Raw genomic sequence first — 19951 nt, forward strand, 5'->3', positions numbered from 1 at the left:
CGCGGCACCCCCTGGACCGAAACACCGCTCAGCGCTTAATGGTTGCTACGAATTCGCGTCGAATTCCTTCACCGCCTTCTTCGATGCCAGCGTGCGCCAGTGCCGGCGCAGGAACGGCTCGACGGTGGCGCTCTTCGCCTTCGACAGGCGGATCAGCACCATCGGATAATCGCGGTAGTGATCGGTGAAGTAAAATGTCTTCGGCCGGCTTTCCACCAGCATCTCACGCTCGTCCTTCGGCACGCCTGGCATAACCAGGCTGTCGCCATCCTCCTTCAGCCGCACCAGCATCTTCTTGCGCACCTTGAGGGCCGGCGTGCCGTAGGAGGTGCCGTCCTCGACCTCAGGCCAGCGAAGCGCGATCTTTCTGACGTCGTCGAAGGTCATTTGGCGAAGAATGTAGCCCGGATGGAGCGAAGCGAAATCCGGGACAGCTTTCGTGGCGGATGCAGTTTCCCGGATTGCGCTTCGCTCCATCCGGGCTACGTCGGCCTCACTGCACGGAGGTGAAAAACCGCGCCAGCCGGAAACCCGACAGCCAGGTCCACACCGGCTGGCTGCGCATGCCGAGGTCCCAGGAGCCGACCACCGCATCGGCGCGGCCGATCAGATTGTCGATCGGCAACAATCCCACGCCGCCGTCGCGCACCGCGACGCGGCTGTCGGCGGAATTGTCCCTGTTATCGCCGAGCACGAACAGTTGGCCCGGCGGCACCGTCACCTCGGGCGTGTTGTCGAGCCTTGCATTGTCGCGCACCTTGAAGATCGCGTGGCTGACGCCGTTCGGCAGCGTCTCGATGTAGCGGTAGGCGCGCTCGCTGTTGCCGTTTTCGTCTTCGGCCGCGCCTACGCCATCAGCCTTCAGCGTTGCCGCGCGGTCGTTGATGAAGAGCTGGCCCTGCCGCAACTGGATGCGGTCGCCCGGCAATCCGACCACGCGCTTGACCCAGGCCTGCGAGCGGTCGCCCGGCCAGCGGAACACGACGACGTCGCCGCGCTTGGGCGTGTCGCCGAACACGCGTCCGGTCTCGGGGAGCGTGACCTGGATCGGCAATGACGCTGCGCCATATCCGTAGGGATATTTCGACGCCAGCAGCATGTCGCCGATCAGGAGCGTCGGCTCCATCGAGCCGGACGGCACGTAAAACTGTTCGGCGACCGCGCCCTTGGCAACGAACACGACGGCGACGATCGCCGCGAGCTGCACGGCCTGCGCGCGCCAGCTGAACGGCTTGGCCGGTGATGCTTGCTTCTGTTCGCTCACTAACCCGTTCCTCCGACCGTGATCCGTTCCATCCGCAGCGTCGGCTGGCCGACGCCGACAGGCACGCCCTGGCCGTTCTTGCCGCAGGTGCCGATGCCGGTATCGAGCGCGAGATCGTTGCCGACCATGGTGATCCTGTGCAGGTCAGTCGGCCCGTTGCCGATCAGCATCGCGCCCTTCAAGGGCGCGCCGAGCTTGCCGTTCTCGATCTTGTAGGCCTCGGTGCACTGGAACACGTATTTGCCGGAGGTGATGTCGACCTGGCCGCCGCCGAAATTGGCGGCAAAGACGCCGTTCTTCACCGACGCGATGATTTCAGCGGGATCGCGCTCGCCGGCCAGCATGTAGGTGTTGGTCATGCGCGGCATCGGCACATGGGCGTAGCTCTGGCGGCGGCCGTTGCCGGTCGGCTTCATGTTCATCAGCCGCGCGTTCTGGCGGTCCTGCATGTAGCCGACCAGGATGCCGTCCTCGATCAGTACGGTGCGATTGGTCGGCGTGCCCTCGTCATCGATGGAGAGCGAACCGCGCCGCGAGGCCATGGTGCCGTCGTCGACCACGGTGACGCCCTTGGCCGCGACCTGCTTGCCCATCAGCCCGGCAAAGGCCGAGGTCTGCTTGCGGTTGAAGTCGCCTTCGAGGCCGTGACCGACAGCCTCATGCAGCATCACGCCGGGCCAGCCGGCGCCCAGCACAACGTCCATTTCGCCGGCGGGGGCGGGGACCGATTCCAGATTGACCAGCGCCTCGCGGATCGCGCCGTCGGCCGCCTCGCGCCATGCCTTGGTCTCGATGAAGCGCGCATAGCCCTCGCGGCCGCCATAGCCCTTGCTGCCGCTCTCCTGCCGGTCGCCCTGGCCTGCGACGACAGAAATATTGACGCGAACGAGCGGGCGGATGTCGCGATAGCTCTCGCCGTCAGGCCGCAGGATTTCCACCACCTGCCAGGTGGCGCCCAGGCTGATGGAGGCCTGCCGCACCCGCGGATCCTTGTCGCGGACGTAGGCGTCGATCTCGGCCAGCAGCTTCACCTTGGCCTCGAAGCCCGGCGCATCCAGCGGATTCTCGTCGCCATAGAGCCGGACGTTGGTATGCGCAGGTGCTGCGGCAAAATTGCCGCTGTAGCCGCCGCGTACGGCCGCGACCGCATCCGCCGCGCGGATCAGCGCTGGCAACGAGACATCGGAGGAATGCGCGTAACCGACGGCGTCGTCCTTCACCGCGCGAAGGCCAAAACCCTGGCTGGTGTCATAGGTCGCCTGCTTCAAGCGCCCATTGTCGAAACCGAGCGCTTCGGTCTGGCCATATTCCAGGAACAGCTCGCCGTCGTCGGCTCCCTGGAGGCCCCTCGTGATCTCGCGCCGGACGGCATCGCGATCAAGATTGGCGCGGTCAAGGAGGGAGGTTGTAGCGGGATTGGTCATCAAATCAGTCCGTTGTCGGTGGGGCGCATCCAAGATAGTTGTTTCCCCGCCATTCCGCGAGGGGCGGGATCAACACGTTGCCGAGACGATGGCTTCAGTCGAAATTGTTCCGATAACCCAAGACCATATCGAAAGCTTTCACGGGGCCCTCGACTTGGTCGCGCGGGAGCGGCGCTATCTCGCGTTTCTGGAAGCCCCGCCGTTCGAAGCGACGCGGGCCTTCGTTCTCGACAATATCGCGCATGGCTATCCGCAACTGGTCGCGATTTCGGCCGGCCGGGTTATCGGCTGGTGCGACGTCGTGCCCAACCCAAGGCCGATCTACGCCCATGTCGGCGTTCTCGGGGTCGCACTGCTGCCGGAATTCCGGCGGCAGGGACTGGGCGGGCGTTTGATCCGGCAGACGCTCGGCGCGGCGCGGGAGTTTGGACTGCGGCGGGTCGAGCTGACGGTTCGGGAGAGCAATACGGGCGCGATCGAGCTCTACAAGAAATTCGGTTTTGCAGTCGAAGGGCTGCAGCGTAACCGCATTCTGGTCGATGGCGGTTACGAAAACCTGGTCCTGATGGGGCTGCTGTTCTAGCAGCCGGCGCCTTCGCGGCTTCTTCTCATGCTCTTATCGCGCGGGGCGGTCGGATGAACCGGCGCGTCGGCCATCGGCGTCGTCGTCCGCAACAGGCGAAGCGGGCTCCAGCCTGCCATGCGCATTGGCCCAGCGCGACAGCTCGTCGAACACGGGTCTTAAGTCCCTCGCCGCAGGCGTCATCTCGTATTCGACGCGCGGCGGCACTTCGGGAAACACCGTGCGCTTCACGAGACCCTCGTTTTCGAGATCGCGCAATTGGGTGGTCAGCATGTGCTGCGTCACGTCGGGAATGGCGCGCCGCAATTCGCCGAAGCGTCGCTTGCCGCCGACGAGCTGCCACAGGATTTCGCCCTTCCACTTGCCGGAGAGCACCCGAAGCGCGCGCTGAAGCTGCGGCGCAGCGGTGCAATCGGCGTGGTCGGGCCCATTAGTCTGCTTTTTCATACTACACCAGAAAATCCATCCTACTTGTCAATTTCATCTTAGTACCGAATTTTGGTTTTGAAAGCCTTGGGGCGCCTCAAACGCCCCGGGCGCATTCGCGGCTGGGGGGCCGTTTCTCAACTTTCGGGAGTTTTCGATGTCGGACGTTGCTATGCCTGCCGGGCGCCGTTGGACCCATATTGCCGTGTGGATTGTCAGGGGATTGCTGGCGCTGGCCTTTCTGGGGGCCGGGGGCGCAAAACTCTACGGCGTGCCGATGATGGTGGAAGAGTTTCATCACATCGGGCTCGGGCAGGGGTTTCGCTATTTGACTGGCGGCCTTGAGGTCGCAGGCGCAATCCTGCTGCTGCTTCCGCGGAAGGCGGCCTTCGGTGCGCTGCTGTTGATATGCATTATGATCGGCGCCGTGATCNACCTGTTCGTCATCGGCGGATCGCCTATCCCGGCAATTGTCCTGCTGGNGAACGCGCTCGTTGCCTACTCGCAGCGTGAGGAGATTGCCTCCGTCGCCAAAGCCTTTTGAGCCTGCGGCAATGCGCCCGTCGTTCCGCCAAACTGCAAAATGGGTCGGGTTGGCACTGACCTTCGTCGTGCCGCTGGGCGTGACCCTGCTGCTGACGGATCCGGGCTCCGCCGTCTCGAAACCGGTGGCGAAGCCCGCTCCGCCACCGGTGCATCGGCTGGTGCTGCCGATCAATACCGACGATCCCACGACCATGCGGGCCTTGATCTCGACCTCGCTGAACCTTCCGAAATACTATCAGGAACGGAACGAAGCGTTCACGATCGAGGTCGTCGCCTATAATGCCGGCGTTCACATGTTGCGCGCCGATACCTCTCCGGTGAAAGACATGCTGCGCGTATTGAGGGCGGTCAATTCGAACATCCGATTCGTGGTCTGCGAGGCAACCAAGCTCGGCATGGAGCGCCAGGAGGGCCGTCCGGTCACGCTGATCGACAATGTCGATCTCGTACCGAGCGGGCCCGGGCGCATCATCGAACTACAGGAAGCCGGCTGGTCCTACATCCGGTCATGACAAGCGGACATCAGCCATGACGCCACATCGCGGAATAACGCGTCGCACCGTCGTTGCAGGGCTGCTCGGCGCTGGCGCCTCAGTCGCTATGTCGGCCGCATCCAATCGCGCCCAAGCCGCGGGCCCGCCGCCATTCGCAACCGTCCGGCATCAGTTCATCCAGCTTCGCGGCGCAAGGCCGGTCCCGTCAGTACCGATTCCGCGTCTCTCCGGCGGCGCGATCGATTTGACGTCCCTGCGAGGCAAGGTGGTGCTCGTCAATTTCTGGGCGACCTGGTGCCCCGCCTGCCGGACCGAACTGCCGATGCTGGACCGGCTGGCGGCGAGCGACCGCAGGGATTTTGAGGTGATCGCCGTGGCGACGGATCGCGACCGATCCGTCGTTGCGCCGTTTGTGAAAGGGCTGAAGCTTCGCCGCCTCGCGATCGGGCTCGATCCTGATGGCCTCGTGGCAAGAGCCGGCGCAAGCGGGCAGGCCGACACGCCGTTCGCGCTGTACGCCATGCCGATCACCTTCCTGATCGGCGTCACCGGGCAGGTCGAAGGCTATATCAGCGGGGAAGCGGACTGGCTCTCCACGGAGGCGCGCCGGTTGCTCGATTATTACGCCAGCGCCGGTTGAACAGAGCTGGCGGCTCGCCCCTACGGAAGCTTGTCATATCCCTCGCCGAGCCCGTTCAGGCTGAGCGGGAAGCCGATGCCCTCTTCGGGCGTCTCAAAAATAATAAAAGTCGCGGTCTTGGCGGTCCGGAACTGCCCGAGCAGTTTTTCGTCCATTACGACTTCCGCCACGCAGCCGTTGGGCAGGCATCTGACAAAACCGGCGCGGCCGACGTCCTGGTTGTCGAGTTTCAGGCCGAGGCCGGAGGGCAGCAGCACGCCGAGGGGAGCGACCACCCGCATCAGCTTGCTCTTCTGGTCGGCGGTTTTCAGCACGATCACGGTGAGGCCGGCGTTGGAACGGTCCTCGGCGACCACGCTCTGGATCAGCGCGCATTGCTCGCCCTGGGCGCCCGGTGGGGTGTCGCAGCGGATCTGCCAGTCGCCATGGACTGACCGCACCGCGCCTTGCGCGCTCGCCGCCTGGGTCAGGCCGAGCAGGAGAGCCGCGGCGAGCAGGCCGCCGAGCCAGCGGCGGGCCGGTTCCAGGTCAAATCCTGCCTGATGTTTTGAGCGCCCCATCCGGGTCGATCCTCTTGGTTTCCGGCAGCGGCCGGTAACGTTTCCGGCCCTAGCTGGCAGCACACATTGTAACTGGGTTCATCCGGACTGATACGCAATGACGGCGCCTTAAAGGCAGCCGAGAGCCAATCCACGCCGTCAAGGACTTGCCACGCCGTCAAGGACTGGGCCGGGCCCACGCGAATCAGGTCGTCCAGGATCGCCGTATCTGTGCGTACATCGGGCAATCCGGCTGTCAAGCGGCGCGGGCTTGCGAAACGGCGGGTTTTTGCTGATTTAGCTGGAAAATCCGGCATCCGGCGAATAGCAGGTGACGCATGGCTTTGCGCCCCACTACTGCATTGCGAGAGCCTTAGAATTATGGTTTGAGAGGCTGGATTTCGACGCGTTCTAACGATCTGGCCCGAGGTACCGTACCTCCGGTAGGCCGTTTGTGAGGGCGGATCGTGCGGCATTCCCGGCCATCCGGTGGGAATGCTTTGGGGATTTTTTCTAAGGGAGCGCGAGCGGCATGAAGATGTCGAGTGGCCAGATGGGCCGGCGGTTGCTGGGGTTTGCGGTAGCGGGCATGACGCTCGTCGCCGGTGGGTCGGCGTTTGCGGCACAGCCCAAGCCGTGGGAAATCACGCTGCAGGAAGCCGCGACCCCTGTGATGGAAAGCATCATCAGCTTCCATAATTTGCTGCTGGTGCTGATCACGCTGATCACCCTGTTCGTGCTGGCGCTCCTGGTCATCGTGGTGGTCAAGTTCAACGCCAAGACCAATCCGGTTCCCTCCAAGACCACCCACAACACGCTGATCGAGGTGGCCTGGACGCTGATCCCGGTGCTGATCCTGGTCGGTATCGCGGTGCCGTCGTTCCGCCTGCTGTTCCTGCAGCTCGACATTCCCAAGGCCGACCTCACGGTGAAGGTCACCGGCAAGCAGTGGTACTGGAGCTACGCCTACCCGGATAACGGCAAGTTCGAGTTCGATTCGCTGCTGGCGCAGGACAAGCAGCCGCGCCTGCTCGGCGTCGACAACGAGATGGTGGTGCCGGTCAACAAGGTGATCCGGGTCCAGACCACCGGCGCCGACGTGATCCACGCGTTCGCCGTGCCTTCGTTCGGCATCAAGATCGACTCGATCCCCGGCCGGCTCAACGAGACCTGGTTCAAGGCGACCAAGGTCGGCATGTATTACGGCCAGTGCTCCGAGCTGTGTGGCAAGGATCACGCCTTCATGCCGATCGCGGTCAGGGTGGTGACTGACCAGGAATTTGCTTCCTGGGTTGAGGCGGCGAAGAAGAAGTATGCGACCAACCCGGCGAACACGTTCGCCTCGGCTGGTGGCCAGGCCGCGCAGTAAGGCGCGGCCGAAGGCCAAGCAAGGGACAAGGGCGACGGGACCTGAACAAGGTCCGAAAAGGGACTGCAAGGCAGGATTTCAAAATGGCAACGACCGCTGCGACACATCACGATCACGCCCATGACGACCATGCGCATGCCAATCCGACCGGATGGCGGCGCTGGGTCTATTCGACGAACCATAAGGACATCGGCACGATGTACCTTATCTTCGCGATCTGCGCGGGCATCATCGGGGCTGCGATGTCGATCGCGATCCGCATCGAGCTGATGTATCCCGGCGTCCAGTTCTTCCACGAATCCCATACCTACAATGTGTTCGTGACCTCGCACGGCCTGATCATGATCTTCTTCATGGTGATGCCGGCGATGATCGGCGGCTTCGGCAACTGGTTCGTGCCGCTGATGATCGGCGCGCCCGACATGGCGTTTCCGCGCATGAACAACATCTCGTTCTGGCTGCTGCCGGCCTCCTTCGCGCTGCTGTTGATGTCGACCTTCGTCGAGGGCGAGCCGGGCGCCAACGGTGTCGGTGCGGGCTGGACGATCTACGCGCCGCTGTCGACCTCGGGCCATCCGGGACCGGCGGTGGACTTCGCGATCCTCTCGCTGCATCTGGCCGGCGCCTCGTCGATTCTCGGCGCCATCAACTTCATCACCACGATCTTCAACATGCGCGCGCCGGGCATGACCCTGCACAAGATGCCGCTGTTCGTGTGGTCGATCCTGGTGACGGTGTTCCTGCTCCTGCTGTCGCTGCCGGTGCTCGCCGGCGCCATCACCATGCTGCTCACCGACCGTAATTTCGGCACCACCTTCTTCTCCGCCGACGGCGGCGGCGATCCGCTGCTGTTCCAGCATCTGTTCTGGTTCTTCGGTCACCCCGAAGTGTACATCCTGATCCTGCCCGGCTTCGGCATGATCAGCCAGATCGTCTCGACCTTCTCCCGCAAGCCCGTGTTCGGCTATCTCGGCATGGCCTACGCCATGGTCGCGATCGGCGGCATCGGCTTCGTGGTGTGGGCGCACCACATGTACACGGTGGGCATGTCGTCGGCGACGCAGGCCTATTTCGTCGCCGCCACCATGGTGATCGCGGTGCCGACCGGCGTGAAGATCTTCTCGTGGATCGCCACGATGTGGGGCGGCTCGATCGAGTTCAAGACGCCGATGCTGTGGGCGATCGGTTTCATCTTCCTGTTCACGCTCGGTGGCGTCACCGGCGTCGTGCTGGCCAATGCCGGCGTCGACCGCGTGCTGCAGGAAACCTACTACGTCGTCGCGCACTTCCACTACGTGCTGTCGCTCGGCGCCGTGTTCGCGATCTTCGCCGGCTGGTACTACTGGTTCCCGAAGATGTCGGGCTACATGTATTCGGAAGCCATCGGCAAGGCGCACTTCTGGGTCACCTTCATCGGCGTCAACCTGGTGTTCTTCCCGCAGCACTTCCTCGGCCTGTCGGGCATGCCGCGCCGCTATGTCGACTATCCGGACGCGTTCGCGGGCTGGAACCTGGTGTCCTCGGTCGGCTCCTACATTTCGGGCTTCGGCGTGCTGATCTTCATCTACGGCGTGGTCGATGCCTTCGCGAAGAAGCGGGTGGCGGAAGCCAATCCGTGGGGTGCGGGTGCCACCACGCTGGAATGGACGCTGACGTCACCGCCGCCCTTCCACCAGTTCGAAGTGCTGCCGCGCGTACAGTAAACACTTATTCGCGGCGCGCGTCCGTTGCGCGCCGCGGCTTTGATGAAGCGAGATAAATCTTGTCGGTAGTCGACCATAACGCCATCGATGTTCGGCCTCGGGTCTCCGAGGCGGAAGTCGGCGACTACATCGCGCTGTTGAAGCCGCGGGTGATGTCACTCGTGATCTTCACCGCGCTGGTCGGCCTCGTGATCGCGCCCGGCTACGTCCATCCGATCCTGGCGTTCACCTCGATCCTCTGCATCGCGGTCGGGGCCGGCGCCTCGGGCGCGCTGAACATGGCCCTGGAAGGCGACATCGATGCCAAGATGTCGCGCACCGCGAACCGGCCGATCCCGCGCGGCCGCATCACGGCGGGCGAAGCGATGGCGTTCGGCCTGACGCTGTCGTTCTTCTCGGTGATGACGCTCGGCGTCCTCGTCAACTGGCTGGCGGGCGCGCTGTTGGCGTTCACGATCTTCTTCTATGTCGTGATCTACACCATGTTGCTGAAGCGCTGGACCGCGCAGAACATCGTGATCGGCGGCGCCGCCGGCGCGCTGCCGCCTGTGGTGGCGTGGGCCGCGGCCACCGGCTCGCTGTCGATGGAGCCGGTGCTCCTGTTCCTGATCATCTTCTTCTGGACGCCGCCGCATTTCTGGGCGCTGGCGTTGTTCCGTTCCGACGACTACGCCCGTGCCGGCGTGCCGATGCTGCCCGTCGTCGCCGGTCCCGACGCGACGCGCCTGCAGATACTGCTTTACACCGTCGTGCTGGTTGCGACTGCTTTCGCGCCCTGGCCGCTTGGCTATTTCGATGCGGTCTACGGCGTCGTCTCGCTGGTGCTCGGCGCCGGCATGATGTGGCTGGCCATCGAGGTCTACCGCCGCCGCGAGGGCAAGCAAGCGGTGCGCGCGACGCGCCGGCTGTTTGCCTTCTCGATCCTTTATCTGTTCGCGTTGTTTGCGACCCTGCTGCTCGAGGTCGTCGTTCGCGCGGTCGCACCGGCGATCCGCGCCGTCATGCCTTTGTTGTTCGGGTAGGGGGCGTATGGCGAGCCCATGGACGACAAGCAGCAGCCAGATGGAATCATCCTCACCGAGGCGCAGAAAAGAAGCCGCCGTCACCGCTCGATCGCCATTGCGCTCGCGCTCGGCGTCCTCGTCGTGCTGTTCTTCGCAGTCACCATGGTCAAGGGGCCGGCGGTTCTCGTCCGGCCGATGTGATTGAGATGCAGAACGAGCCGCAGATCAGCGAGGGCGGGGCGGAAGGCGAAAAGATCGCCTCGCGCCGTACCCTGACGCGCGACGCGGTGGTGGCGTCGATCTGCGGATTTGTCGTGGTGTTCATGGTCGGCGCCTCCTACGCCGCCGTCCCCTTCTACGACTGGTTCTGCCGCGCCACCGGCTTCAACGGCACCACCCAGGTCGCGACTTCGGCGCCGGCGGAGGGACCGCTTGCCCGCAAGATTGCCGTGCGGTTCGACGCCAATGTCGGCCCCGGCCTGCCCTGGAAGTTCGAGCCCGAGCAGAACGAGATCGAGGTCCGGATCGGCGAGGTCGTTACCGTCTTCTACACCGTGACCAACCAGGCCGCGCGCACCACCGCAGGCGTCGCCGCCTACAACGTCGCGCCGCTGACCGTCGGCGCCTATTTCCAGAAGATCAACTGCTTCTGCTTCACCGAACAGACCATGGGTCCGGGCGAGAAGCGCGAAATGCCCGTGGTGTTCTACGTCGATCCGGCGCTGGCCAAGGACAGCGAGAACGACGGCCTGAACACCATCACGCTATCCTACACCTTCTATCCCGTGCGCGATCCGGCGCCGAAGCCTGTGGCGGCCGGCGAAGGCGACAAGCGCAAGGGAAGCTTGTGATGGGAAGCTTGTGACGAGAAACCTGTGACCGCCGGCTTCCGTATCTTTGGGGAATGTCGGCTTTGAAATTTGAGACGAATATGTGCCGAAGGGAACGGCACATCTAACGGAGAGACCGCAATGGCTACGGCGCACGCGAAGCACCACGACTACCACCTCGTCGATCCGAGCCCGTGGCCGGTCGTCGGCTCGATCTCGGCCTTCATCATGGCGGTGGGTGCGATCACCTGGATGCATCACATGACCGCTGCGGCCCCGGTCATCTTCGGCGTCGGCACCATCGGCGTGCTCTACACCATGGCGAGCTGGTGGGGCGACGTGATCCGCGAAGCCCAGTACAAGGGCGACCACACCCGCGTGGTGCAGATCAGCCACCGCTACGGCATGATTCTGTTCATCGCCTCCGAGGTGATGTTCTTCGTCGCCTGGTTCTGGGCGTTCTTCAATTCCGCGCTGTTCCCGGCGGATGCGGTCCACGCCACTCGCGATGCGGTGTTCGGCTGCGGCCCGGGCACGGCGATGGGCGCCTGCAGCGTGCCGGGCACCTGGCCGCCCAAGGGCATCGAGACCTTCGACCCCTGGCATCTGCCGCTGCTCAACACGTTGTTGCTGCTGACCTCGGGCACGACAGTCACCTGGGCGCACCACGCGCTGCTGGAGAACGACCGTCAGGGCCTGAAGTACGGCCTGATCCTCACCGTGCTGCTCGGCGCCACCTTCACCGCCGTGCAAGCCTATGAGTACGCCCACGCCACGTTCGGCTTCTCCGGCAACATCTACGGCGCGACCTTCTTCATGGCGACCGGCTTCCACGGCTTCCATGTGCTGGTCGGCACCGTGTTCCTGTTGGTCTGCCTGTTCCGCGCCTATGCCGGCCACTTCACGCCGAAGCAGCATCTCGGCTTCGAGTTCGCCGCCTGGTACTGGCACTTCGTCGACGTGGTGTGGCTGTTCCTGTTCATCTGCATCTATGTCTGGTTCCGCGGCGCAGGGCCGGTCGCCGGGCACTGATACAGATTTGACGTGCTAGAAGGGGCGGTCGGAAGGCCGCCCTTTTTCTTTCTTCCCTTCTCCCCTTGTGGGAAAAGGTGCCTTGCCGAAGGCAAGGTGGATGAGGGGTTCTTTCCGCGGACGCAGACCCCTCACCCGTCTCGAATGAGCTTCCGCTCATTCGATCCACCCTTTCCCACAAGGGGAGAGGGGAAGGAACGAGTATGACGCCTGACCAATCACCCACGCTCACCCAGAGCGCACTCCGCGGCATCGCCTGCCGCTGCCCGCGTTGCGGCAAGGGCAAGCTCTATGCGGGATTCCTCGACCTGCGCCCGAATTGCGAATCATGCGGGCTCGACTATGCCTTCATCGATGCCGGCGACGGGCCTGCGATCTTCATCATCATGCTGGCGGGCGCCATCGTCGTCACCGCCGCGCTGATCGTGGAGGTCAAATATCAGCCGCCGTTCTGGCTGCATGCGGCGCTCTGGCTGCCGCTGATCGCGGCAACCACGCTGCTGCCGCTGCGCTCGATGAAGTCGCTTCTGATCGCGCTGCAATTCCATCATAAGGCCGCGCCCGGCCGGCTGATCGACCGCGAGCCGAAATGAGCGCGTTGTCGTCACGGCGGCCGGCGGTGGCCGGCTTTGCTATCTTCACGCTGCTGATGGTGACGGCCTTCAGCGGGCTTGGCATCTGGCAATTGCAGCGCCGCGTCGAGAAGCACGCGCTGATCGCACGGCTCAACGAGCGCCTGGCGGCCGCGCCCGAAGCCCTGCCGGCTGCGGCGCAATGGCCTTCGCTGACCCCGGCCAGGGATGAATTCCGCCGCGTCAGCTTCACCGCGACCTACGCGCCCTTGCCGGACGCGATGGTCTACAGTGCCGGCTCTGCGGTTCGTGACGACGTCTCGGGCCCCGGCACCTGGGCTTTCCTGCCGGTGCAACTGGCCGACGGCAACACCATCGTGGTGAATGCCGGCTTCGTCCAGAACACGATGCAGGATCGCAATCAGCAGGATCGCGCCGTGCGCCGGTTGATCACCGGTGATCCTGCGGAGCTCACCGGCTACATCCGCTTTCCCGAAAACGCGGGCGCGCTGACGCCGGCGGAGAGCGTTGCAAAACGACTGTGGTTCACCCGCGATCATCTCGCGATGGCGCGCACGTTGGGCTGGGGCGAGAGCGGCAAGGCCGTCGCGCCGTTTTACATCGATCTGGAAACGCCCGTGCCGGAAAACGGAATCCCGAAGCCTGGGCCGCTCTCCGTGCATCTCAAGGACGATCACCTGCAATACGCCATCACCTGGTTCACGCTGGCGTTCGCAGTCGTCATTGCCTTCGGTGTGTGGTGGCGTGGCCAGCGCCGCGCCTGATAGCCAACCCCCCGTAGTGTACCGGTCTAGCCTGTCGGAACGTTTGTTCAGCACAATCGTTGCGGTTCCACAGTGAGAGTATCGGACAATGGGTCGTTCAGTATCTATTCATGACGATCGTCATACGCCATCGCCCGCGTCGGCACCCGGCAGCTATGGCGACGTGGGTGGGATTGCGAATTTGGCTGAGGATTTCGATGAACTAGGCCTGGTGGTCGACTGGCTGGATGCATGCCGGAATCGCGACCTGGCGACATTGCTCGATCTCCATGCCGACGACGCGATGCTCAAATGCCAGTGCGGCGAGGCCAAGGTCAGCGAAGGCCGCGCCGAACTGGAGGCCTACTGGCGGCCGCGCCTGGACAAGCTCGCACCGACTGCCTTCGGGCTGGAAGAAATTACGCCGACCGCCGAGGGCGTCGTCCTCGACTATCTCAGTCACGAAGGTGAGCCGGTGCGCATCGCCTTCAGCTTCACGCGAGACGGAAAAATTCGGGCGACCCATTGCATGCCGGTGGCGGAGTCGCAGCAGCGCGCGGCTTGCATGCAGGACTATGCCGGCTAGAGCATGATCCGGAAAAGTGGGTACCGGTTTTCCCTCGCGACAAACGCGAACGCGTTTACGCGGAGATCATGCTCAAATCAAAGGGCTAGGGCGTGATGACAATTCGAAGAAACGTCATCACGCCCAAGTTCTCGTTCCTCTGTTTACAGCGCACCGAACTGAAGCGAGCCTGACTGGAAAGTCCGGTCAGGCTTGCTTTGCGCCGCGCGCATTGGAAGCGGCGTCGCCTGCCGGAAGCCGGCAACGAACGCAGGTGCGTCCTGCCTCGCGCAAGAGTTCGAGCGTCCCGCTCAGCGCCCGTACACGCTCCAGCATTCCGGTCAATCCGCGGCCGAACATCCGATCCACCGGAAAGCCGATGCCGTCGTCGAAGATTTCCACGATCACTTCGCGATCGGTGATTCTCGTTGCGACGTGCATTGCATTCGCTTTGGCGTGGCGAAGCACGTTTGTCACCGCCTCCTGGATCACGCGGTAGACCGTCTGCGACAGCAGGCCGTCGACTTCGTTCAGCGTGGCATCGATCTCGGAGGTCACCTTGAGATCGGGCGCCTGCGCCTTCGCATTCTGCAACAGCGTCTGGATGCTCCGCTCCAGGCCAAGCTCCTGAATGTAGAGTGGCCGCAGCCGGTCGAGGATGCGGCGGTTCGCCTGCTGCAATGTTTCGACCGACTGCAGGATTCCCTCGGCCGCGCCCCTCAACTCGGCCTCGCCGGACGGAATCGATTCCAGCAGCGCCACCGTGTTGGCGCGGATCCCGAACAACAGTGGGCCGAGCTCGTCGTGAAGCTCGCGCGCCATGTCCTGTCGCTCGTCATCCTGCAGCGATACGATCCGGCGCAGCAGGCTGCGATTATCCTGGCTGAGGCGATGCAGGGTGCGGGCGAGTTCGTTGGCTTCCTGCGCGCTCCTGCGGATCTCGGGCGGGCCGGATGGGGTTATGAGCTGATCGTAAGCGCCCGTTCGCATGCGGGTCAGGCCGTCGCCGAGATTTTGCAGCGGTCTCTGGGCGGAGCGCGCGGTGAAGTGGGCAATGACCCCCGTCAGCAGCATCAGGCCAAATCCCGAGCATGCGATCGCCAGAAATCCGATCCATTTCTCGTAGATGTCGGCAGACATGTCGGGTGTAAACACGATGTTGCCGACCTGCTTGCCCTCGATCGTCACCGGGAAGGCGGCCCTGAATTCCGGTATGACGAGCAGGCGGATGAACCAGCCGGGCACCCTTTCCAGGGGGGGCTGCGCCTCCGGAGGAGGAGCATCGGGACCGGTTCCGAGGCCGCGAAAGCGGATGGTTTCGGAGGCGCCCAGCGATTGCACGAAGGCATCGAGCGTTTCTTGCGGATTGGCCGAGGTGCGAAGGGCGCCGTTGAGTGCGGCCGCGACGGCTCTGGCCGAGCGAGCGGCCGGCTCGGTTTCCTCTATAAGTTGCGCCGTGGCGAAGATCTGGAGCGAAACCGCTCCGGCCAGCAGCGCGGCCACGAATGTCAGGCCGAGCGGCAGCAGCAACCGCGTTCGTAGAGAAAGTCTTTCCCACATTTTCGTTATTCTAAGTTCCCGCAACCCAAGATTTCTCTTTTCAAATACCGCCAACCGCCTATTTATTCCTCAAGGGGATGGATGATGCAAAATTCCGCCAAATCGGCAACGAAGGTCCTGATCGTCGACGACCACCCGGTGGTCCTGTCGGGCTGCCGGTCGCTGTTTGCGTCGGACAACTCCGTGAAGATCGAGGAGGCCACCGACGCCAAATCCGGCCACCGCGCCTATGTTACCCGGAAGCCGGACGTCACGGTGATCGACATCAAGCTTCCCGACGTTTCAGGCTTCGAGCTGATGCGGCGCATCCGCAAGGACGATCCGGACGCCCGGATCATCATGTTCAGCATGAATGACGATCCGGCGTTCGTGGTTCGCGCCATCGAGATGGGCGCGCAGGGCTATGTCGCGAAGGGCGACGATCCGCGGATGCTGGTGAAGGCCGTCCGCAAGGTGGCCGCCGGAGACAATTTCATCTCGCCGCAACTGGCTGAGGCGGTGACCTTTTCGGGGGCTTCGATCAAGGCCAATCCGGCGTCGCAAATGACGGCGCGCGAACTGGAAATCCTGCGGCTGTTGGGCCGTGGCGACAAGATCGTCGAAGTCGCCGATGCGCTGGAGATTTCCTACAAGACGGTGGCCAACACCACCTCGCTGCTCAAGCAGAAGCTCGGCGCCAAGAACCACTCGGACCTGATCCGGATCGCCGTCGAAATGGGATTGGGTTGAGCGCCGTCTGCGATGACCGCTGAACCGGTCGCGCCACGCGGCGCGACCTGTTCGTGCCGCTGTAATTCGCCTGTCGTCCGGGCAATGGGATGACGATCGGCGAATTCAGCGAAGACCTACCAGTGATGCCGACGATGATGGCGCCATTTGTGATGACCGCGACCCCTGTACCATCCATAGTGATGACCGCGACCTCGGTGTCCGCGACCGTGGTGGCCGTGTCCGCGGCCGTGCTTGACCTGGATCACGGCGCCGTCCTCGGCGGCCAGGGGCGCGATGCCTATTCTGGCGGACGCGGACAGGGTCATTGCCAGCGAAGCAATCAATGCCGCGCCAATCAGAACGATACGTCTCATGCAGGGGGGTCCTCCCAATCGCTTGACCGCGATGTCAGACACAAGTTCATGAGGGTCGACTTTGTTCCATGCCGTGATCGCATGGCCTGCGATCGGCGGAAAGCCCGCGGCATGATGCCTCGGCATCGCCGGACAGCCGGACGGTATCGCCAAAATCGGCTTGGCTAGTATCGGGAAAAACTGGCAATGTAACCCTTGATGATTGCCAAGGAGAGCTGGATGGACAGCCCGGACATAGCAGCAACCGCCTTTGCGCGGGCATGGAGTGTCTACCGGCTGATCCACAGCGGTATCGACGACGATGACGCCCGCCGTGCGGGGCTCCAGCGCTTCATCCGGCAGCGTTGCGAGGCCGGCGAAACCGACACCGAGCTGCTGGCGGTCGAGGGGCTCAAATATCTCAAGGGACTGGAGGGGGTCCCGGAGGATTAACTCGCTGCCACCTCACCCCGTCTCGTCCCGGGAAAAACAGGAACAAGCGGTTTCTTCGCGCGTTGCCGGTTGCATCATTGGAGGATCCCGAGGAGGACGCCTTGAAGAAATTTCTGATGATCGGAACGCTTGTCCTTGCCGCATCGGCGGTCGCCGGAAGCGCGGTTGCCGCCGAGTTCTACGTCGTGCGCGACGCCACCACCAAGAAGTGCACGATAGTCGATACCAAGCCGACCTCGACGACCACCACCATCGTCGACAACGGCACGTTCAAGACCAAGACGGAGGCCGAAACCGGCATGAAAACCATGAAGGTCTGCACAAGCAACTAAGACAGACCCTTCCAGGAGAGAGGGCCGCAGGTTCCCCTGCGGCCCTCTTCGTTGTGAGCCATATCAGCCCCTGTAGCGCAGCGCCGCGACCAGCACGGCAAAGGCCGGGGCCGGCTGGCGGCGGCTCGGGTAGTAGAGGTGATAACCCGGGAACGGCGGACACCAGTCCGCCAGCACCCGGATCAGGCGGCCGTCGGCGAGATGCGGCTGCACCTGGTCCTCCGGCAGATAGGCAAGCCCGAGCCCGGCAAGAACGGCGTTCATCCGCAACGCCATGTTGTTGAACACCAGTTGACCCTCGACGCGGACCTTCAGGGCGCGCCCGCGCTTCTCGAATTCCCAGGCATAGATTCCGCCATAGGTCGGCAGGCGGATATTGATGCAGCGATGGCTGGTCAGATCCTGCGGCTTGCCGGGCCTGGGATGAACGGCGAAATAGCTGGGCGCGCCGACCACCGCCATGCGGAAATCAGGCCCGATCCGCACCGCGACCATGTCCTTGGCCACCTGTTCACCGAGGCGAATGCCGGCGTCGTAACGCTCCGCGACGATGTCGGTCAGGCCGTAGTCGATGTTCACTTCCACCTTGATGTCGGGATATCGCGGCAGCAGTTTCGACAGCGCAGGCCAGAGAATCGTGCTGGCCGAGTGCTCGGCCGCGGTGATGCGGATGGTGCCGGCCGGCTTGTCGCGCAGCTCGGTGAGCGCCGAAAGTTCGGCGTCGATCTCCTCCAGTTTCGGCGCCACCGTTCGCATCAGCCGCTCGCCCGCCTCCGTCGGGGCGACGCTGCGGGTGGTTCGGGTCAGAAGCCGCAAGCCAAGCCGCTCCTCCAGCCCGCGGATCGTGTGACTGAGCGCCGACTGGGAAACATCGAGTTGCGCCGCCGCCCGCGTAAAGCTTCGCTCGCGCGCCACCACGAGGAAGGCGAGGAGGTCGTTGATGTTCTGCCGCGCCATTCATGAATCCATTTCATAAGTACAAGCTGATTGTACCATCTAATCGCGGCTCAGCGCAGCCGTTAACTTGCGAAGCACCGCAAGGCGCAGCCCACCTCACGCTCTTCCAAACGTGAACGCCGGGCAGGAACAGCCGAAACGTGGCGCAGTTACAGGATGCTTGAGGCGGACGCCGGCACGGGCGCGCCGAAACTCTTCCAGAGCGACAGCAGAACGGGAACACTCCATGCAAGGTCCGAGCGACTTCGAACTATCACGAAGGAAATTGTTGCTGGGAACCGCCGCATCGGTGGCTTTCGGCGCAGCGCCCACGGCCTATGCGCAACCCTCTGCGGTTCCTGCGCAGGCTGACGTCGCCGAGGCCGTCTCCATGTCGAAGGTTTCTTTCAACGTGAACGGTAGCCTGCGCGAAATCGCGCTCGACACCCGGACCACGCTGCTCGATGCGCTGCGCGAGCATCTGCATCTCACCGGCAGCAAGAAGGGATGCGATCACGGCCAATGCGGCGCCTGCACGGTGATCGTTGGCGGGCGGCGGATCAATTCCTGCCTGACGCTCGCCGTCATGCACCAGGGCGACAGCATCACAACGATCGAAGGGTTGGGCACGCCCGAGCACATGCACCCGATGCAGGCTGCCTTCGTCAAGCATGACGGTTTTCAATGCGGCTATTGCACGCCGGGGCAGATCTGTTCGGCGGTCGCGGTGCTCGATGAAATCAGGGCCGGCATCCCCAGTCATGTCAGCGCCGATCTGAACGCGCCGCTGCAACTGACAAACGCCGAGCTGCGCGAGCGCATGAGCGGCAACATTTGCCGCTGCGGCGCTTATTCCAACATCGCCGAGGCGATTTCTGAAGTCGCCGGGAGGCCCGCATGAAGTCATTCAGCTATGAGCGCGCCCGCACGCCGGCCGAGGCTGCAGCCTCCGCCCTGCGCAGGCCGGACGCCAAGTTCATTGCCGGCGGCACCAATCTGCTCGATCTGATGAAGCTCGAGATCGAGACGCCGGCGCATCTCGTCGACGTCAACGGCCTTGCGCTCGACAAGATCGAAGCGACGCCGGAGGGCGGATTGCGGATCGGCGCGCTGCTACGTAACACCGATCTTGCCGCGGACGCGCGCGTGCGGCGCGACTATGCCGTGCTGTCGCGCGCGTTGCTGGCGGGCGCCTCGGGCCAGTTGCGCAACAAGGCGACGACCGCGGGCAATCTGCTGCAGCGGACACGCTGTCCCTATTTCTATGACACCAACCAGCCCTGCAACAAGCGCCGGCCCGGCAGCGGCTGCGGCGCGATTGGCGGCTTCAGCCGCCAGCATGCCGTCATCGGCGCCAGCGAAGCTTGCATCGCCACCCATCCGAGCGACATGGCGGTCGCCATGCGCGCGCTCGACGCGACAGTTGAGGCGGTCCGGCCGGACGGCACGCAGCGAACCATCCCGATCGCTGATTTTCATCGTCTGCCCGGCGACACCCCGCATATCGAGACGACGCTGCAGCCGGGCGAACTGATCACCGCGGTGACGCTGCCCAAGCCCGTCGGCGGTGCGCATGTCTATCGCAAGGTGCGCGATCGCGCCTCGTATGCGTTTGCGCTGGTCTCGGTCGCCGCGATCGTGCAGCGCGACGGCACCGGGCGTGTCGCGCTTGGCGGCGTCGCCCACAAGCCCTGGCGGGTCGAGGCCGCGGACGCCGAGCTGCCGCGTGGCGCGCGCGCCGTTGCGGCGCAACTGCTCGCCAATGCCAGGCCGACAAAGGACAACGCATTCAAGCTGGCGCTGGCCGAGCGCACCATCGGCGCGGCGCTGAGCGAAGCGAAGGGTTGAACC

Annotated in this window: 25 protein-coding genes and 1 pseudogene; 19 read left to right on the forward strand and 7 right to left on the reverse strand. The window is 63.9% G+C overall.

Going from position 1 to position 19951, the window contains the following annotated elements; translation table 11 throughout:
* Positions 1 to 45: 45 nt before the first annotated feature.
* The 3 genes from CQ14_RS35400 to tldD form a co-directional block, all read right to left on the reverse strand.
* Positions 46 to 387: an MmcQ/YjbR family DNA-binding protein gene (locus tag CQ14_RS35400; RefSeq protein WP_057862593.1), complete on the reverse strand. Its 342-nt coding sequence runs from the start codon at positions 385 to 387 to the stop codon at positions 46 to 48.
* A 106-nt stretch (positions 388 to 493) separates the two neighbouring features.
* Positions 494 to 1264 (reverse strand): signal peptidase I, encoded by a 771-nt coding sequence (gene lepB / locus CQ14_RS35405; protein WP_057862381.1) that lies wholly within the window; start codon positions 1262 to 1264, stop codon positions 494 to 496.
* On the reverse strand, positions 1264 to 2688 hold the full coding sequence (gene tldD / locus CQ14_RS35410) for a metalloprotease TldD (RefSeq protein ID WP_057862382.1): 1425 nt from the start codon (positions 2686 to 2688) through the stop codon (positions 1264 to 1266). Before tldD ends, lepB begins: the two co-directional genes overlap by 1 nt.
* Positions 2689 to 2776: 88 nt before the next feature.
* Between tldD and CQ14_RS35415 the strand changes: the two genes are divergently transcribed.
* Entirely contained in the window at positions 2777 to 3271 is a 495-nt protein-coding gene (locus tag CQ14_RS35415) for a GNAT family N-acetyltransferase (protein ID WP_057862383.1), read from the forward strand.
* A 33-nt stretch (positions 3272 to 3304) separates the two neighbouring features.
* On the opposite strand, the gene CQ14_RS35420 is transcribed toward CQ14_RS35415, so the two are convergent.
* Positions 3305 to 3718: a winged helix-turn-helix transcriptional regulator gene (locus CQ14_RS35420; RefSeq protein WP_057862384.1), complete on the reverse strand. Its 414-nt coding sequence runs from the start codon at positions 3716 to 3718 to the stop codon at positions 3305 to 3307.
* A gap of 136 nt (positions 3719 to 3854) precedes the next feature.
* On the opposite strand from CQ14_RS35420, the gene CQ14_RS35425 reads away from it, so the two are divergent.
* From CQ14_RS35425 to CQ14_RS35435, 4 genes and pseudogenes are all read left to right on the forward strand, one after another.
* Positions 3855 to 4130 (forward strand): DoxX family protein (locus CQ14_RS35425; RefSeq protein ID WP_245320767.1); only part of this gene is annotated, 276 nt, incomplete at its 3' end.
* Between the two features lies 1 nt (position 4131).
* Positions 4132 to 4179: pseudogene (locus tag CQ14_RS47735) on the forward strand (hypothetical protein); the annotation flags it as partial.
* 72 nt (positions 4180 to 4251) lie between these two features.
* The gene (locus tag CQ14_RS35430) at positions 4252 to 4755 is read left to right on the forward strand and encodes a DsrE family protein (RefSeq protein ID WP_057862386.1); all 504 of its coding nucleotides are present in this window, start codon (positions 4252 to 4254) and stop codon (positions 4753 to 4755) included.
* A 16-nt stretch (positions 4756 to 4771) separates the two neighbouring features.
* Positions 4772 to 5377 carry a TlpA family protein disulfide reductase gene (locus tag CQ14_RS35435; protein ID WP_057862387.1) on the forward strand — a complete coding sequence of 202 codons (606 nt, stop codon included), beginning with the start codon at positions 4772 to 4774 and terminating at the stop codon, positions 5375 to 5377.
* Positions 5378 to 5397: 20 nt separating this feature from the next.
* Here CQ14_RS35435 and CQ14_RS35440 read toward each other — a convergent pair whose 3' ends face one another.
* A complete protein-coding gene (locus tag CQ14_RS35440; protein WP_057862388.1) occupies positions 5398 to 5937 on the reverse strand; it encodes an invasion associated locus B family protein in 540 nt (179 codons plus the stop codon).
* Between the two features lie 511 nt (positions 5938 to 6448).
* On the opposite strand from CQ14_RS35440, the gene coxB reads away from it, so the two are divergent.
* The 9 genes from coxB (at position 6449) to CQ14_RS35485 (ending at position 13776) form a co-directional block, all read left to right on the forward strand.
* Positions 6449 to 7285, forward strand: coding sequence for a cytochrome c oxidase subunit II (gene coxB / locus CQ14_RS35445; protein ID WP_057862389.1), 837 nt, complete (start codon positions 6449 to 6451; stop codon positions 7283 to 7285).
* An 83-nt stretch (positions 7286 to 7368) separates the two neighbouring features.
* Positions 7369 to 8988 carry a cytochrome c oxidase subunit I gene (gene ctaD, locus CQ14_RS35450; protein WP_057862390.1) on the forward strand — a complete coding sequence of 540 codons (1620 nt, stop codon included), beginning with the start codon at positions 7369 to 7371 and terminating at the stop codon, positions 8986 to 8988.
* 59 nt (positions 8989 to 9047) lie between these two features.
* The gene (locus tag CQ14_RS35455) at positions 9048 to 10010 is read left to right on the forward strand and encodes a heme o synthase (protein WP_057862391.1); all 963 of its coding nucleotides are present in this window, start codon (positions 9048 to 9050) and stop codon (positions 10008 to 10010) included.
* 18 nt (positions 10011 to 10028) lie between these two features.
* Positions 10029 to 10193: a hypothetical protein gene (locus CQ14_RS35460; protein WP_057862392.1), complete on the forward strand. Its 165-nt coding sequence runs from the start codon at positions 10029 to 10031 to the stop codon at positions 10191 to 10193.
* 5 nt (positions 10194 to 10198) lie between these two features.
* Positions 10199 to 10843, forward strand: coding sequence for a cytochrome c oxidase assembly protein (locus CQ14_RS35465; RefSeq protein ID WP_057862393.1), 645 nt, complete (start codon positions 10199 to 10201; stop codon positions 10841 to 10843).
* A 120-nt stretch (positions 10844 to 10963) separates the two neighbouring features.
* Positions 10964 to 11854 carry a cytochrome c oxidase subunit 3 gene (locus tag CQ14_RS35470; protein ID WP_057862394.1) on the forward strand — a complete coding sequence of 297 codons (891 nt, stop codon included), beginning with the start codon at positions 10964 to 10966 and terminating at the stop codon, positions 11852 to 11854.
* A 203-nt stretch (positions 11855 to 12057) separates the two neighbouring features.
* Positions 12058 to 12447: a DUF983 domain-containing protein gene (locus tag CQ14_RS35475; protein WP_057862395.1), complete on the forward strand. Its 390-nt coding sequence runs from the start codon at positions 12058 to 12060 to the stop codon at positions 12445 to 12447.
* On the forward strand, positions 12444 to 13211 hold the full coding sequence (locus CQ14_RS35480) for an SURF1 family protein (RefSeq protein ID WP_057862396.1): 768 nt from the start codon (positions 12444 to 12446) through the stop codon (positions 13209 to 13211). The genes CQ14_RS35475 and CQ14_RS35480 overlap by 4 nt, the downstream gene beginning before the upstream one ends.
* A 211-nt stretch (positions 13212 to 13422) precedes the next feature.
* Positions 13423 to 13776, forward strand: coding sequence for a nuclear transport factor 2 family protein (locus tag CQ14_RS35485; protein WP_245320769.1), 354 nt, complete (start codon positions 13423 to 13425; stop codon positions 13774 to 13776).
* Between the two features lie 186 nt (positions 13777 to 13962).
* Here the strand turns inward: CQ14_RS35485 and CQ14_RS35490 are convergent, their stop codons facing one another.
* Positions 13963 to 15315 carry a histidine kinase gene (locus tag CQ14_RS35490; protein ID WP_057862398.1) on the reverse strand — a complete coding sequence of 451 codons (1353 nt, stop codon included), beginning with the start codon at positions 15313 to 15315 and terminating at the stop codon, positions 13963 to 13965.
* Positions 15316 to 15399: 84 nt separating this feature from the next.
* Here CQ14_RS35490 and CQ14_RS35495 point away from each other — a divergent pair, with 84 nt between their 5' ends.
* The 3 genes from CQ14_RS35495 (at position 15400) to CQ14_RS35510 (ending at position 17164) form a co-directional block, all read left to right on the forward strand.
* Positions 15400 to 16044, forward strand: a complete 645-nt coding sequence (locus CQ14_RS35495; RefSeq protein ID WP_057862594.1) for a response regulator transcription factor — start codon at positions 15400 to 15402, stop codon at positions 16042 to 16044.
* 575 nt (positions 16045 to 16619) lie between these two features.
* Positions 16620 to 16832 (forward strand): hypothetical protein, encoded by a 213-nt coding sequence (locus CQ14_RS35505; protein ID WP_156435786.1) that lies wholly within the window; start codon positions 16620 to 16622, stop codon positions 16830 to 16832.
* A gap of 116 nt (positions 16833 to 16948) precedes the next feature.
* Positions 16949 to 17164, forward strand: a complete 216-nt coding sequence (locus tag CQ14_RS35510) for a hypothetical protein (protein ID WP_156435807.1) — start codon at positions 16949 to 16951, stop codon at positions 17162 to 17164.
* A 63-nt stretch (positions 17165 to 17227) separates the two neighbouring features.
* On the opposite strand, the gene CQ14_RS35515 is transcribed toward CQ14_RS35510, so the two are convergent.
* Entirely contained in the window at positions 17228 to 18121 is an 894-nt protein-coding gene (locus tag CQ14_RS35515; RefSeq protein ID WP_057862401.1) for a LysR family transcriptional regulator, read from the reverse strand.
* 226 nt (positions 18122 to 18347) lie between these two features.
* On the opposite strand from CQ14_RS35515, the gene paoA reads away from it, so the two are divergent.
* Both paoA and CQ14_RS35525 read left to right on the forward strand, forming a co-directional pair.
* A complete protein-coding gene (gene paoA / locus CQ14_RS35520) occupies positions 18348 to 19001 on the forward strand; it encodes an aldehyde dehydrogenase iron-sulfur subunit PaoA (RefSeq protein WP_057862402.1) in 654 nt (217 codons plus the stop codon).
* Positions 18998 to 19948 carry an FAD binding domain-containing protein gene (locus CQ14_RS35525; protein WP_057862403.1) on the forward strand — a complete coding sequence of 317 codons (951 nt, stop codon included), beginning with the start codon at positions 18998 to 19000 and terminating at the stop codon, positions 19946 to 19948. Before paoA ends, CQ14_RS35525 begins: the two co-directional genes overlap by 4 nt.
* Positions 19949 to 19951 lie beyond the last annotated feature (3 nt).

Source organism: Bradyrhizobium lablabi, from assembly GCF_001440475.1.
Taxonomy (GTDB): domain Bacteria; phylum Pseudomonadota; class Alphaproteobacteria; order Rhizobiales; family Xanthobacteraceae; genus Bradyrhizobium; species Bradyrhizobium lablabi.

Coding starts and splice junctions, on each gene's coding strand:
- CQ14_RS35400 (WP_057862593.1), bottom strand. CDS start 387: ATGACCTTCGACGACGTCAGAAAGATCGCGCTTCGCTGGCCTGAGGTC.
- tldD (WP_057862382.1), bottom strand. CDS start 2,688: ATGACCAATCCCGCTACAACCTCCCTCCTTGACCGCGCCAATCTTGAT.
- CQ14_RS35415 (WP_057862383.1), top strand. CDS start 2,777: ATGGCTTCAGTCGAAATTGTTCCGATAACCCAAGACCATATCGAAAGC.
- CQ14_RS35420 (WP_057862384.1), bottom strand. CDS start 3,718: ATGAAAAAGCAGACTAATGGGCCCGACCACGCCGATTGCACCGCTGCG.
- CQ14_RS35430 (WP_057862386.1), top strand. CDS start 4,252: ATGCGCCCGTCGTTCCGCCAAACTGCAAAATGGGTCGGGTTGGCACTG.
- CQ14_RS35435 (WP_057862387.1), top strand. CDS start 4,772: ATGACGCCACATCGCGGAATAACGCGTCGCACCGTCGTTGCAGGGCTG.
- CQ14_RS35440 (WP_057862388.1), bottom strand. CDS start 5,937: ATGGGGCGCTCAAAACATCAGGCAGGATTTGACCTGGAACCGGCCCGC.
- coxB (WP_057862389.1), top strand. CDS start 6,449: ATGAAGATGTCGAGTGGCCAGATGGGCCGGCGGTTGCTGGGGTTTGCG.
- ctaD (WP_057862390.1), top strand. CDS start 7,369: ATGGCAACGACCGCTGCGACACATCACGATCACGCCCATGACGACCAT.
- CQ14_RS35460 (WP_057862392.1), top strand. CDS start 10,029: ATGGACGACAAGCAGCAGCCAGATGGAATCATCCTCACCGAGGCGCAG.
- CQ14_RS35465 (WP_057862393.1), top strand. CDS start 10,199: ATGCAGAACGAGCCGCAGATCAGCGAGGGCGGGGCGGAAGGCGAAAAG.
- CQ14_RS35470 (WP_057862394.1), top strand. CDS start 10,964: ATGGCTACGGCGCACGCGAAGCACCACGACTACCACCTCGTCGATCCG.
- CQ14_RS35475 (WP_057862395.1), top strand. CDS start 12,058: ATGACGCCTGACCAATCACCCACGCTCACCCAGAGCGCACTCCGCGGC.
- CQ14_RS35480 (WP_057862396.1), top strand. CDS start 12,444: ATGAGCGCGTTGTCGTCACGGCGGCCGGCGGTGGCCGGCTTTGCTATC.
- CQ14_RS35490 (WP_057862398.1), bottom strand. CDS start 15,315: ATGTGGGAAAGACTTTCTCTACGAACGCGGTTGCTGCTGCCGCTCGGC.
- CQ14_RS35495 (WP_057862594.1), top strand. CDS start 15,400: ATGCAAAATTCCGCCAAATCGGCAACGAAGGTCCTGATCGTCGACGAC.
- CQ14_RS35505 (WP_156435786.1), top strand. CDS start 16,620: ATGGACAGCCCGGACATAGCAGCAACCGCCTTTGCGCGGGCATGGAGT.
- CQ14_RS35510 (WP_156435807.1), top strand. CDS start 16,949: ATGATCGGAACGCTTGTCCTTGCCGCATCGGCGGTCGCCGGAAGCGCG.
- CQ14_RS35515 (WP_057862401.1), bottom strand. CDS start 18,121: ATGGCGCGGCAGAACATCAACGACCTCCTCGCCTTCCTCGTGGTGGCG.
- paoA (WP_057862402.1), top strand. CDS start 18,348: ATGCAAGGTCCGAGCGACTTCGAACTATCACGAAGGAAATTGTTGCTG.
- CQ14_RS35525 (WP_057862403.1), top strand. CDS start 18,998: ATGAAGTCATTCAGCTATGAGCGCGCCCGCACGCCGGCCGAGGCTGCA.